The sequence below is a fragment of the Desulfosarcina sp. genome (assembly GCF_041551955.1).
In the GTDB taxonomy this organism is placed as follows: Bacteria; Desulfobacterota; Desulfobacteria; order Desulfobacterales; family Desulfosarcinaceae; genus Desulfosarcina.
Genome location: NZ_JBFELV010000110.1, coordinates 1 through 12,961, shown reverse-complemented (window position 1 = coordinate 12,961; position 12,961 = coordinate 1). Strand labels below are relative to the sequence as shown.

Below are 12,961 nucleotides of genomic sequence, written 5' to 3'. Positions count from 1 at the left end.
GAGGTCAGAGGTCGGAGGTCAGAGGTAGGAGGTCGGAGGTCAGAGGTCAGAGGTCCGAGACAGAACCCGGAACCCGGAACGCCGAACCCAGAACCCAGAACCCAGAACCCAGAACCTGGGACAAAAACAGTTGAACATAGACGAGACAGTGATCGACCATATCAAAGGCTTCCTGGACCCGGAAGAGGGCAGGGGGCTTTACGAGATTGCCCTGAAGGCCTCTCGGCTGGGACCCTGCCTGGAGATCGGCAGCTACTGCGGCAAGTCCGCCGTATATCTCGGCAGCGCCTGCCGCGAAACCGGGGCGACGCTGTTTTCCATCGACCACCACCGGGGATCCGAGGAGCAGCAGCCAGGAGAAGCGTATTTCGACCCCGCTCTTTTCGATTTCAAGGCTTTTCACATGGACACCTTGCCCCTGTTCCGGCGAACCCTGGCCCTCGCCGGACTGGAGGGGAGCGTGGTTCCCCTGGTCAGCCGCTCCCACGTTGTCGCCCGCAACTGGGCCACGCCGCTATCGCTGGTCTTCATCGACGGCGGCCACTCCTTCGAATCCGCCCGAACGGACTACGACTGCTGGAGCGGCCACATCCTGTCAGGCGGCTACCTGCTGATACACGACATCTTCGAGAATCCCGAGGAGGGAGGCCAGGCACCCTGGGAGGTGTACAAGCTGGCCGTGGCCTCCGGCCGTTTCGATGAACTTCCCCGAATCAATACGCTGGGGGTATTAAAAAGAAGGACCGCCTGAAGGCTGAAGGTGTTTCGGGCTTTGCTTCGCGTGTGCTCGTTAATCTGGTTTAGCCCGTACTTCCAACGTCAGGCTATTGGGTTCAATTCTGACGATCTCGACGCGGTCGTTGGGGAGCAGCAACTGCTGTCGGTCAAGAAAATAGTTGTTTGTGCCTACTCCAGCGCGGGATAAATCAATATTCGTTCTTATATTTTTAGGACTGAGCATCCCGATGTCTTTACGCTGCCCACGTGCCGTGACCAATAGATTCTGAACCGCTGAATCGACTTCCAGTTGGGGAGGAAGATTTTGGATGGTCAGCGGAATCTCTAATGAAATTTCAACATCCTGTTGCCCGGCAAAGGAGAACCAGACGACACTGACAATCATCAACGTCGCTGCTTTTATCCGCCACCGGTTAGATAACAGATGTTTGATCTTTTGAAAACCACCCGTCGTATCGGGTCTGTCGGGGGTTAGCAGTTCCTTCAGCTTTTCCGCCAAGGATGCCGGGGATTCTAATGTCTCGATCACCCCTGCCCTGACCAGGGACACCTGCCCGCGTTCTTCTGAAACGACAAGCGCCCATGCATCACATCGTTCGGTGATGCCGATCGCCGACCGGTGCCGCGTACCCAACGCCTTGCTTAACCCCTCTTGCGAGGTCAACGGCAAAAACGCAGCCGCCATGGTTATCTTGCCGTTATGGATCAGCATGGCACCATCATGAAGCGGCGAATGCTTTTGAAAGATACTGACAAGGATTTCCCCTGTCGGATCGGCCTCAAAGGGTATCCCGCCTGTCACAAATTCCCGCAGCCGGTCTTTTCGTTCGAAAATAATCAAGGCACCGGTTCTCTGGGCGCCCAGCTCGAATATTTTTTTTGAGAAACTATCTATCCACGGGACATGACCGACCGTTTTGTACCATCCCAACGCGTAAAATGGATTCACCTTCTCGAGAACCTGTCGAATTTCAGCCTGAAATAATATGATGATCAGTATGATCAGGACCTGCCAGAGAATTTGAAACACCCACGTGGTCAAGAATAAGCCCCAGAATTGGGCAACACTGTAGATGATGCCCAGGCCGAGCAGACCCACGAGTGCCTTGAATGCCTTGGTTTGATGGAGCCATACATAAAGATGATAAGCGAAGAACGTAAGGATGATGATATCTAAAAAATCTTTGAAAAGCAGGTGATGAAAAACAGATAAGGTCGGCATAAGATTAAATTCCTGGGAGCGTGGTAAGTGTGCGATCGTGACTGAACGCTGATATTTTCATTGTTTTCATTTGGGGGGTGGTCACTTGATGCCCTTCAAGATGGTTTTAACCATGGTTTGAAGACCGGATTGGTCATTCGGATCATCCAATATATTCTCCAAGGGGATTTCCGCCCTGGCCGCGTTGCGGTGCCCCCCGGCAGACCCTTTCCAGCGGCTAAAAAGTTTATGGGCAGTTTTGCCGGCATCACCCTGAAAACTGGCATTTCTGAAAATAACGATAAGCGTTTGTTGGTATACCCCGGACACGATGCTCCATTTGATGTCAGCGATTTTCATAAAAAAGTCGGCAATCATTACCAAGATATCTGAATTTTCCACCCGCGCCATGTGAACATAAGCGATATCTCCGATAAAAATCAGCCGCTCCATCGCATGCCGGTATCGGGGCAGCATGCCTCGGGTTATCTCGGAAGATTCGATTTGCTTCAGCATACGCATACTGGTGAACTGGTACAGGTATTTGAAGGCGCTCATATCATGAGGAATGGATGCCCTGACAAAATTATCGGTATCTGTCTTGATTCCGTAGAAAAGAGCGGTGGCTAGTTTCGGGGATGGCTTTATTTTGGCGGCTTTGAGATATTCGGTCATCATGGATGCGTTAGCTCCATAATCTTCCCGGATGTCGAGAAAAACAGACTCTACTGGCTCGGTGATCGGATGATGATCGATGATGATATCATATTTGTGGTCCATGAACAATTTATGGTGGTGCGGTTGAGAATCCACGAGTGCCCACTTATTGATCGCCGACCGTTTCAGGTAGCGGATGTGTTTTTGCTCAACGGTCAGCAGTTTTACAAAAGCAAGATTGTCCGCTCTCTTGATGGAATTGACCCGATATATCAACACCCGCTTGGCCTTCTTCCAAAAGATTCGTTTCAAAGCAATGGCGCTGGCCATGCTGTCAGGATCCGCATTGATTAGAATGCCCAACGTATCCGAAGCATTTACCACTTCAAGAAGCCGTTCATATTTGCTGGCGAAAGACATTGATTTTGGGAAAGGCTTAGTCATCATACAAACCCATTTACCCCGGTCTTCAGTTCTCAGGCGTCGGTCCTCCGGTTTAAGGCATCAACGGCCAGAAAATCGGCAGCACGATCATCAATACGACCAGCACCACCAGTGTCAGGGGCACGCCGACCTTGACGTAGTCGATGAAACGATAGCCGCCGGGGCCCATCACCAGCACGTTGGCAGGATGGGAGATGGGCGAGGTGAAGCTGGATGAAGCGGCCATGGCGATTCCCATCATCAGGGCGTAGGGAGAGATGCCCAGGCTGGCGGCGGTTTTCAGGGCGATGGGAACCATCAACACGACCAGGGCCGCCGTGGGAATGATGCTGGTGGCGACAAAGGTGATGGCCATCAGCCCGAACAGCACCGCATAAGGGCCGAATGGGCCCAGGGTACCCACCACCCCTTCGGCCAGGATTCGTGCGGCCCCGGTATTGTCCAGGGCCGTGCCTAATGGCAGCATTCCGGCAATCAGAAAAACAGCCTTCCATTCGATATAGCGGTAGGCTTCTTCCATGGTCAAACAGCGGGTAAGCACCATGAAGGCCGCGCCGATGACCACCGCAATGTAGATGGGCACCCAATCCATGATCACCGGGATCAGCACGGCAGTCATGATCGTCAGCGCCAGTTTGGCTTTTTCTTCCCGGGGGGGTTCCTGGGCCGTCTCGGTAAGCACCAGGAAATCCGGTTCGCGGCCCAGCAGGTTCAATTTGTTCCACGGGCCATACAACAGCAGGGCATCACCAAACTGCAGCGCCATGTCGCGCAGGTCTTCCCGGTAGGCGGTTCCCTTGCGCCAAATCGCCAGCACGGTCAGGCCGTATTTTTCCCGGAAATTCATCCCGCGCAGGGTCATTCCGGAGAGCACGCTGTGGGGGGAGAGCAGCACTTCCACCAGACCGACCTGGTCATCTTCCAGCATGGACAGGTCCGTTTGTGGTGCGTCGGCTTCGATGAACATGCCTTCCAGACCCTGCATGAGCAAGATGGAAATCATGTCCGCCGTGCCCCAGACCATCAACCGGTCCCCGGCCGCGAAACGGTCATCAGAGGTGGGAATCAGGGCCGTACCGTCCGTGCGCACGATGCAGAGGATTTGAACGTCAACGGCATCTCCCAAACGGCTTTCGCTCAGGGTCAGACCGACCAGCTTCGAGTCGTCGGGAACCCGCAGCTGGCGAAGGTCGTGGCCCAGTTTGGCGAAGTCGTCCATATCTTCGGCGGTGAGGATTTCCAGCGGCTGAAAATGAGCATTGTCCGCCAACTGGGCCAGCCGTTCCGATAGGCCGTACACCACGAGCGTGTCGCCGGCCCTGAGTGGTTGAACTTTCAGATCCTCATCCAGCTGGCTCTCCCCCCGTTCAATGGCCAGCACATTGAGGCCGAGACGGTTACGGAAGCCGATGTCCGAAAGGGTCTGACCGTCGTAGGCGCTGCCAGGCTTCAAACTCAGGCGGGCCACCTGCATGCCGTGGGCAGTCAACACGTCGGGGCCGATGGCATCGGTCTCGGTGAGCAGCTGACCCCAGTTGTTCATCTCCTGGATCTGATCAGGCTTTCCCTCGACGATCAGCAAGTCCTCGGCTTCAATCATCTCGCTGATGGAGGGCGCCAGAAGCGTGATGCCGCTGCTGCGGGTTATGCCGATCACAGTGAGCCCCAACGCTGCACCCAGGCGGCTGCCGGCCAGGGTTTTGCCAACCAGGGGCGAACTGCCGGGGACCCGGATTTGAAACAGATGCTCCTGCAGTTGGTATTGAGAACGGAAATCCGGGCGCTGTCCGGCGGTTTCTTTGGCTAGGTTGCGTTTGGGCAGCAGGCGCGTGCCGACCAGCGTGACGAAGGCCACGCCGCAAGCCATGACGATGAGCCCCACGGGTGAGAAGTCAAAGAGCTTGAAGGGCTCCAGCCCGTTTTCACGCAGCGCCTCACTGACCAGGATGTTGGGTGGGGTGCCGATCATGGTGGTCAGGCCGCCCAGCAGCGACCCGTAGGCCAGGGGCATCAGCAGGGTGGACGGCGAATGGCCGGTCTTGCGCGCGATGTCCATGACCACGGGCAGCATCAGCGCAGCCACGGCCACATTGTTCATGAATGCCGACAGCACGCCGGCGATAATCATGATGATCACCACCAGCTTGGCTTCTCCACCCCCGGCAACCTTGAGCAACTGCCGGCCCAGGATATTGGCGATGCCGGTGCGCGTCAGCCCGCCGCTGAGGATGAAGACCGCCCAGATGGTCACCACCGCCGGGTTGCTGAACCCGGCCAACGCCTCCTTGGGGCTGACGATATCGGTGACCGCCAGCACGCCCATGACCAGCATGGCCAGCACTTCCAGGGGTGCCCATTCGGTGACCAGAAGGATAATGACCGCGACCAGAATAGCCAGTACCGTCATGATTTCCGGTGTCATCCGCCTAATCCCTTTCAATATTATCGGTTGGTGTGAATTTGCCCGGCAACCCGATGGCCGGCAAAGCGATGAAGCCACCTGCGGGTGAACGAGGCGACTTTTTCGAGGGGTGATTCATCACACTATAAACAATTACCCGTAAATTTCAACAAGGCAGATGAGATCGGCGGGGGGCCGGCACCGATCATCTATCGGCAGGGTGTCTGCTTTTTTGGCATCTGCTACCGCCTGCCGCTGATCGCTCATGGCACGATCAAGCAACCTATTGATTCAACCTGACAAATACTGTACCTAAATGACATTTCCCCCGCAGCACCCATCCAACCTACAGCAACGAGAGATGAATATGAAAAAGTGCCCCTTCTGTGCCGAAGAGATCCAAGACGAAGCAATCAAGTGCAAGCACTGCGGTGAGTTTCTGGACCGATCCATGCGCCCGCGTCTCGCAGAGGAAAAGGTCGAATGGTATTTCCGAAAATCATTTATTGTCATCGCTATTTTCTGTGTGGGACCGTTGGCACTGCCTTTGATTTGGTGGCATCCGCAAATGACCAGAGCCTGGAAGATCGGGCTCACCATCTTCATTCTTGTTCTCAGTTGGATTTTGGTTCAGCTGTCGATCGATGCCATTCGTACGATAAAGGCGTATTTCCAGTTGCTCGACAGTCTTTGATTAAAAACAAAGGAATCAGACCATGCCAGACAACGTGAGGAAAGACCAGTGGGTCGCCCTGTTCCGGGATATCGGGCTGACCGAAGCGGCCATGATGAAATGGCACCGCCTGTTTGAAACCCGCCACCCGGAAGGTCATGCGGAATTTTTGGCATGGCTGGGTATTTCACCCGAGGAAATCGCCAGCATCCGGGCTAACAGCCGTTAGGCGGTTCGAGCCGGTGGCTGCCATGGAGGCCGCCGGTATTCAGGCTCGGGAAGGAATCCTACGATTGGAGCCGGCAGGAACGGTGCACCCATAAAACCAACCAGGCCCATCCAGTTGATCAAACCATTTTCCCAGTTGGTGTCTGATCAGTCACCGCAGATTAAAGAGCAAATGTTCATAAATCGAGTGGGTGCGTCTTTCAGGCACGATGAATAAGGAACTCACCTATCACGATGCCGATATAAACGCCGAAGCGATTTTTATGCGGGTAAGGAAAAAATACCCCCAACTTCATCAAGTAATCCAAACAATACATGAAGTACTGAACTGATATGCATTCCACAATTTCGAGGCCCAACACCATCCGATTCATGACCATGCTCGACAACGCCTTCCTTCCAACCGAAATCACCCATGCCGTCATTGTCGGATTCGCTGCCGTGGTCCACGGCGGCAGTGGCATCGGGTTTCCCATGATTGCCACCCCCTGCTGGCCCTGGTTACCGACGTGCGGACAGCCATGCTTCTTCTGGTACTCCCGACAATGGTCCTCAACGCGGCCAACATCCTCAAGGGGGGCCGCTGGCGTCACAGCATAGCGGTGTTCCGGCCCCTGGCCGTCTACGGCTGATCGGGAGCATCATCGGCACCCGGTTGCTCATCGTCTTCTCATCGGAACCGTTTCTGCCCCTGATGGCGACCATGCGGGTCGTCTATCTCAATACCGACCGAATAGGCACCGGTTTTGCTTGGGTTCACCGCCATCCCTGCATCGCCTTTGCCGTTTCCGGCCTGACTGCCGGCATCCTTGCCGGCACGGTGATTGTCATGCTGCCGGTCCTGATCATCTTTGCCCTGGACATGAACCTGTCCAAGACCGTGATGATTCAGGTCTTCAACCGATTACCTGTTGTACCCGATCAAGGTATTGCCATTAAAGAAAAAGAAGAATCAACCAATATTGTATTTGGTAGTATCGATCCACCAATGGCCAATTCGCCTGTTTCTGGATGGACACTGTGTAGACATGACAGCGGAGCGCTTCATTAACCCAAGGGCCAGGCCCATGCAAACAAGCACCCGATCCTCAACATCGATGGTCAAGGAGTTTACCAGACAATACCTGCTGCTCGCTCTTTTCCCGGTGGTTCTATTTTTTGCGCTTGCCGTTGCCGGCGGATTCATCGCTCAGCGGCATTTGTCTAAACTTATCAGCGATTCAACCTATGAACTGAACCTACTCGCCAAAAAGGAATTGGAAGCACTGGGCCGGCAGGTCATTCAGGACAAGGCCCGGGACGCGGCCAGGCAGGTGGGTCTTTTTCTGTCACTCAAACCAGAGATGGATATGGAGGCCCTCCAGCGCTCCGCCCCATTCCAGGCCATTGCCATGCAGCCGGTCGGGCAAAATGGATATGTGTGTCTCTATGAAGCCGGAACCGGGATCATGCGCATCCATCCCAATCCAGCTCTGAACAATCGAAAGATGGATTTTTTATCCACGGACATCCCGTCATGGTGGGCGATTTTTAACAGATCCCTGTCCGGGAAAGAGACCTCGGGTTATTATGACTGGATCGAACCGGATGGTTCCGTTCGGAAAAAATATATGGCCATGACACCGGTAGATGCGCCCTTTCGGGGAAAAACCCTCATGGTTGCGGCCACAACCTACATTGATACGTTTTCGGCGCCCATAGCGGTAATGGTACAGAAAGAAGCCGAAATCAGCGCCAATTTCAATGATTTCCTGGTCGACCAGGTACTGATAGCCGGTTTTCTCACGGCCTTGGTCTTTTTGATCACCTTCCTGAGCGTCTATCTGATCGGCCGGCGATCCGCACTCCGCTATATGCTGCCCATTGTCACCATGGCCACGGCCGCTGAAAATTTCGGGGACGGACAGTGGGAAGCGGACATCGAACCTTCATTAATCAATCGAAAAGATGAAATCGGGGTGCTGGCACGTTCTTTCGATTCGATGCGTCACCAATTGCAGAAACTCTTCAAAGACCTCGAATACCGGGTTTCTGAACTGAAACTGGCCCAACAATCATTGAAGGAAAGTGAAGCCCACTTCCGGGGATTGTTCGACGGCGTCCCCGTTGGCCTTTATCGAACGACGTTTGACGGCCGTATCATCGATGCCAATCCCATGCTGGTACGAATGCTCGGATACCCTTCCAAAGCGCAGTTCCTATCTAAAAAAGCGGAAGAAATATATGCCCAGCCGGTAGACCGCTCGAAATGGAAAACGATCATCGAGCGATCCGGCGTGGAAAATGTCCATGAAGTCAAGATGCGCCGCTATGACCAATCCGTGCTCTGGGTCGAGAATCACTCACGAACCGTCAGGGATCAGGACGGTGGCATCCTCTATGTCGAAGGCAGCCTTATCGATATCAACGAACGAAAGAAAATGGAGAACCAGCTCCAGCTTGCCCAGCGCATGGAAGCCATCGGCACCCTGGCTGGAGGCCTCGCCCACGATTTCAACAATTTGATGATGGGAATGTTGGGCAATGTTTCGATCATGATGCTCGACACGGAAATCAACAGTCCGCATTATGAAAAGCTCAAAAAAGTCGAACAACTGATCCAGAGTGGTTCACAGCTTACCAGCCAACTTCTCGGCTACGCACGCAAGGGCACGTTTGAGCTCAAGGTCCTTGATTTGAACAAAATTGTTAAAGACAGCGTTGAAATATTCGGTCGAACCCGCAAGGAGATTGGCATACATATGGATCTGTCATCGACGGAGGTGTCGGTTGAAATTGATCGATCCCAGGTCGAGCAGGTTTTATTCAACCTGTTAATCAACTCGGCGGATGCCATGCCTGACGGTGGAGACCTCTGGCTGCAAACTTCAATCGTCAACCGCAGCGAGATCGGGCAAAAGCCTTATAAAATGGAATCCGGCCGATATGTCCTGCTTCAGGTCACGGATACGGGCCATGGCATGGATGCTGAAACGCAAAAACGCATTTTTGACCCCTTTTTTACAACCAAAGAGATGGGACGGGGCACGGGCCTGGGTCTGGCATCCGCCTATGGCATCATCAAAGCGCATGCCGGCTATATCGACGTGGCCTCGGAAATCGGTCAGGGGACGACATTCAGTATTTATCTGCCGGTCTCGGAAAGAAGGCTTCCCGAAGGGGTCAAAGGCGACGCGACGATCAAATTCGGCAAGGGGACGATACTAGTCGTGGATGACGAAGAGATGGTCTTAGACATCGGTACGGAGATGATCGGGAAGATGGGCTACCAGACACTGTCGGCCCGGAATGGGGATGAAGCCATATCGGTTTACCGGAAAAGCCCCGACGATATTGATCTGGTTGTCCTTGACCTGATCATGCCGGGTGCCAGTGGCAGCGACACATTTGACATGCTGAGGCAGATCAACACCGGGGTGAAAGTCCTTTTGGCCAGCGGATACAGTATTGACAGCCAGGCCATTGCCTTGATGGACCGGGGGTGCAACGGGTTTATCCAAAAGCCTTACAATCTTGAAGACCTGTCGCGAAAGATCGATGAAATCTTGAAAAGCTAACCGATATGGAATGAATAATAGCAGGCGCGAATGCGTTTCCATTCGCGCCGGTAATCGTGCTTTCCGCAACAACACGGGGCAATGCTCAATTCTTTTTTATTTCTCGTTTTCCCGAATACTTCAGGGCTGCGGCGATGAAGCTTTGGAACAGGGGGTGGGGAGTCATGGGCCGGGATTTAAATTCCGGATGGAACTGGCATCCCAGGAACCACGGGTGATCTTCGATTTCCACGATTTCAACCAGTTCGCCCGATGGGGCGATGCCCGATATTTTCAGGCCGGCTTTTTTTAACTGATCCATGTAGGCGTTGTTGAATTCAAAACGGTGGCGATGCCGTTCGGCTATGGTTTCCTTGCCATATGCCCGGTGGGCGACGGTGTCCTTTTCCAGTTTACAGGGGTACGCCCCCAGTCGCATGGTACCGCCCTTATCCGAATGGATGTCGCGTTTCTGAATGGTTCCGGATTTGTCGTCGAACCACTCTTCCATGAGATAGATCACTGGATGGGGGGTGATCGGGTCGAATTCGGTGCTGTTGGCCCGGTCCAGTCCGGCCAGGTTCCTGGCGAATTCGATAACGGCGATCTGCATGCCCAGGCAGATGTCGAAGTAGGGAATCTTATTTTCCCGGGCATACCGGGCGGAGCAGATCTTGCCTTCCACGCCGCGTGAACCGAAACCGCCCGGCACCAGCACGCCGTCCACCCCTTCCAGGCTCAGGCTGCAGGTATTGGCGTCGATGGTCTCCGAGTCCACGAATTTTAGGTTGACCCTGGCCTGGCTGGGGATGCCACCGTGGATCAGGGCTTCGTTGAGGCTCTTGTAGGATTCGGTGAGATCCACATATTTGCCGACAATGGCGATGGTGACCTCGTAGGTGGGATCGTTCATCTGGCGGCACAGGGTCTCCCAGTTCTCCAGGCGTGGTGCGCGGGTCCAGATGTTGAGCAGTTCGACAATTTTGGTGTCCAGCCCCTCCTGGTGAAAGAGCAGGGGAACTTCATAGATGCAGTTGACGTCCTTGGCCGTGATTACCGCATCCGCACCCACATTGCAAAACATGGCGATCTTGGCCTTGATGTCGGGGCTGAGCATGCGGTCGGTGCGGCACAAGAGGATGTCCGGCTGGATGCCGATGCTGCGCAGCTCCTTGACGCTGTGCTGGGTGGGTTTGGTTTTCACTTCGCCGGCGGTACCGATGTAGGGTACCAGGGTCAGGTGGATATAGATGACATTATCCTTGCCGGCGTCGTTGTGGAACTGGCGGATAGCTTCCAGGAAGGGGAGGCTTTCGATGTCGCCGATGGTGCCGCCGATCTCCACAATGACCACATCCACGTCATTGGATGCCTTGCGGATGCTGTCTTTGATCTCGTCGGTAATATGGGGGATGACCTGCACCGTGCCGCCCAGGTATTCTCCCTGGCGTTCCTTGGTGATGACGCTGTGGTAGATTTTACCTGTGGTGAAGTTGTTGTCCTTGCCCAGTTTGGCATGGGTGAAGCGCTCGTAGTGCCCCAGGTCCAGATCGGTTTCGGTGCCGTCATCGGTGACGAATACTTCGCCGTGCTGAAATGGATTCATGGTCCCCGGATCCACGTTGATATACGGGTCCAGCTTCTGGATGGTGACCGTCAGTCCCCGGCTTTCCAGCAGCGCGCCGATGGAGGCCGATGCCAGGCCCTTGCCCAGGGATGAGAGAACCCCCCCGGTAACGAAAATGTACTTGGTGTCATACCCCATAGAAAACCTCGATCGAAATGGTAACCCGGTGTTGGAGAATTGCCAGTCTTAAATAAATTCAATGGTACCGACCCATCGCCGGCAGGTGCGCTGATTTGTGACTGCCTGTACCATATTTGACCGGTTTGGAAAACCGGCTATTCAAATTTTTTGCGAAAGTCCTGCACCGCCTGTTGCACCGCATCCACCGCTTGCTGCTTTTGTGCCTGGGGTGTATCGGCATCGTTTTGCGCAGCTGCGGCTTTCAAGGCCTCAAGGTCCATCAGGTCTGCCGCGATGGACGGGTTGATGCGAAGATCGGCCACCCGGATCTCCCGGGCAAGGCGACCGTTGATGGTAAAATCAACCTGGAAAGGAAACCATCCGCTCTGGACTTTACGCCAACTCCGGTAGAAAATCTCCAGGCGCCTGTCGGCACCAGCCGCCCCGCGGTCCACCAGCAGCAGACGAACGGGGAGAAAGGTCTCCTTGTCGATGGCCAGTTGGGATACGGATTCATCGGGATAACGGGCGCCCAGGACGAACACCACGGTTTCTTCAATCCGCCCGAGGCTGGATATGGCCGTCTCGACCCCCAGCCGGTTGAGGGTTCGTATCAGGCGCGGCCGGGTCCGGCTCCGCAGCAGTTGCTGGTAGATATCGTACGGGTCTTCACCCAGGGCCAATCTGCCGTCGATCACCGTGATCGAACTGTCGGCAAACACCAGGTGGGTTCGCAGGATCTGGTCGGAAACGATATCCGAACGAAACCGTTCCGGCATCACGTAGGTGGCGGTTTGATCATAGACAGCCGGTGCCGATTCCGCGGTCTGCGGATAAATCAGCAGTTTCTGACTGGCCTGGAGGGCGGCGATGGTACCCATGGCCTTGGCGCTGAGCTCGAGAACATGGGGGCCTTCGAGTACGTAAGCGAGGCCCTGGCCGGGTGTGGTCGCGGTGAGAAACATCACCGAAAACACGGCCCATGCCGCTATGATTGAAGTTCTCTTCATTTTGAGAGGCACCATAAATAAAAAAACAAAATACAAATACCAAATCTCAAATAAATTCCAGATAATAATATTCAAATCGCAAAGACGGATTGGAATCTTCTTTCTTTGAGATCTTAAGGTTTGGAATTTTGGTCATTGTATTTTAATTGTTATTTGTTTTTTGGTTATTGTGATTTTTCAGTTTTATATCTTTCGCCAGGTACCGCCCCTAATCGCCAATGAAAATCTCCTTGGCGAATTGTGCTCCCGCGCCCAGCCGCTCTTCAATGCGGATCAGCTGGTTGTACTTGGCGATGCGGTCGGACCGCGAAAGCGAACCGGTCTTG

At 54.3% G+C, this 12,961-nt stretch carries 12 protein-coding genes; 5 read left to right on the top strand and 7 right to left on the bottom strand.

The features are described from left to right. Window positions 1-130 precede the first annotated feature (130 nt). The gene (locus tag ABYV26_RS10500; protein ID WP_372680764.1) at window positions 131-751 is read left to right on the top strand and encodes a class I SAM-dependent methyltransferase; all 621 of its coding nucleotides are present in this window, start codon (window positions 131-133) and stop codon (window positions 749-751) included. 39 nt (window positions 752-790) lie between these two features. Here ABYV26_RS10500 and ABYV26_RS10495 read toward each other — a convergent pair whose 3' ends face one another. The 3 genes from ABYV26_RS10495 to ABYV26_RS10485 all read right to left on the bottom strand — a co-directional run bounded on the left by ABYV26_RS10495 (window position 791) and on the right by ABYV26_RS10485 (window position 5,462). Then, window positions 791-1,960, bottom strand: a complete 1,170-nt coding sequence (locus tag ABYV26_RS10495) for a diadenylate cyclase (protein WP_372680762.1) — start codon at window positions 1,958-1,960, stop codon at window positions 791-793. Window positions 1,961-2,041: 81 nt separating this feature from the next. Beyond that, complete coding sequence (locus ABYV26_RS10490; protein WP_372680761.1) at window positions 2,042-3,016, bottom strand: bifunctional oligoribonuclease/PAP phosphatase NrnA; 975 nt, start codon at window positions 3,014-3,016, stop codon at window positions 2,042-2,044. A 76-nt stretch (window positions 3,017-3,092) separates the two neighbouring features. After that, a complete protein-coding gene (locus ABYV26_RS10485; RefSeq protein ID WP_372680760.1) occupies window positions 3,093-5,462 on the bottom strand; it encodes an SLC13 family permease in 2,370 nt (789 codons plus the stop codon). A gap of 346 nt (window positions 5,463-5,808) precedes the next feature. Here ABYV26_RS10485 and ABYV26_RS10480 point away from each other — a divergent pair, with 346 nt between their 5' ends. Further along, the gene (locus ABYV26_RS10480) at window positions 5,809-6,135 is read left to right on the top strand and encodes a zinc ribbon domain-containing protein (RefSeq protein WP_372680758.1); all 327 of its coding nucleotides are present in this window, start codon (window positions 5,809-5,811) and stop codon (window positions 6,133-6,135) included. A gap of 22 nt (window positions 6,136-6,157) precedes the next feature. Next, the gene (locus tag ABYV26_RS10475; protein WP_372680756.1) at window positions 6,158-6,343 is read left to right on the top strand and encodes a hypothetical protein; all 186 of its coding nucleotides are present in this window, start codon (window positions 6,158-6,160) and stop codon (window positions 6,341-6,343) included. A 199-nt stretch (window positions 6,344-6,542) separates the two neighbouring features. Here the strand turns inward: ABYV26_RS10475 and ABYV26_RS10470 are convergent, their stop codons facing one another. Further along, window positions 6,543-6,818 (bottom strand): hypothetical protein, encoded by a 276-nt coding sequence (locus ABYV26_RS10470; RefSeq protein ID WP_372680754.1) that lies wholly within the window; start codon window positions 6,816-6,818, stop codon window positions 6,543-6,545. A gap of 179 nt (window positions 6,819-6,997) precedes the next feature. On the opposite strand from ABYV26_RS10470, the gene ABYV26_RS10465 reads away from it, so the two are divergent. Next, window positions 6,998-7,393, top strand: coding sequence for a hypothetical protein (locus ABYV26_RS10465; protein WP_372680752.1), 396 nt, complete (start codon window positions 6,998-7,000; stop codon window positions 7,391-7,393). A 16-nt stretch (window positions 7,394-7,409) separates the two neighbouring features. Continuing rightward, entirely contained in the window at window positions 7,410-9,899 is a 2,490-nt protein-coding gene (locus ABYV26_RS10460; protein WP_372680750.1) for an ATP-binding protein, read from the top strand. 85 nt (window positions 9,900-9,984) lie between these two features. Here the strand turns inward: ABYV26_RS10460 and ABYV26_RS10455 are convergent, their stop codons facing one another. The 3 genes from ABYV26_RS10455 to ABYV26_RS10445 all read right to left on the bottom strand — a co-directional run. Further along, on the bottom strand, window positions 9,985-11,643 hold the full coding sequence (locus ABYV26_RS10455; RefSeq protein WP_372680748.1) for a CTP synthase: 1,659 nt from the start codon (window positions 11,641-11,643) through the stop codon (window positions 9,985-9,987). Between the two features lie 137 nt (window positions 11,644-11,780). Further along, window positions 11,781-12,635, bottom strand: a complete 855-nt coding sequence (locus ABYV26_RS10450) for a hypothetical protein (protein ID WP_372680746.1) — start codon at window positions 12,633-12,635, stop codon at window positions 11,781-11,783. A gap of 208 nt (window positions 12,636-12,843) precedes the next feature. Beyond that, window positions 12,844-12,961: hypothetical protein (locus tag ABYV26_RS10445; RefSeq protein ID WP_372680766.1), on the bottom strand; the 118-nt coding region annotated here is incomplete at its 5' end.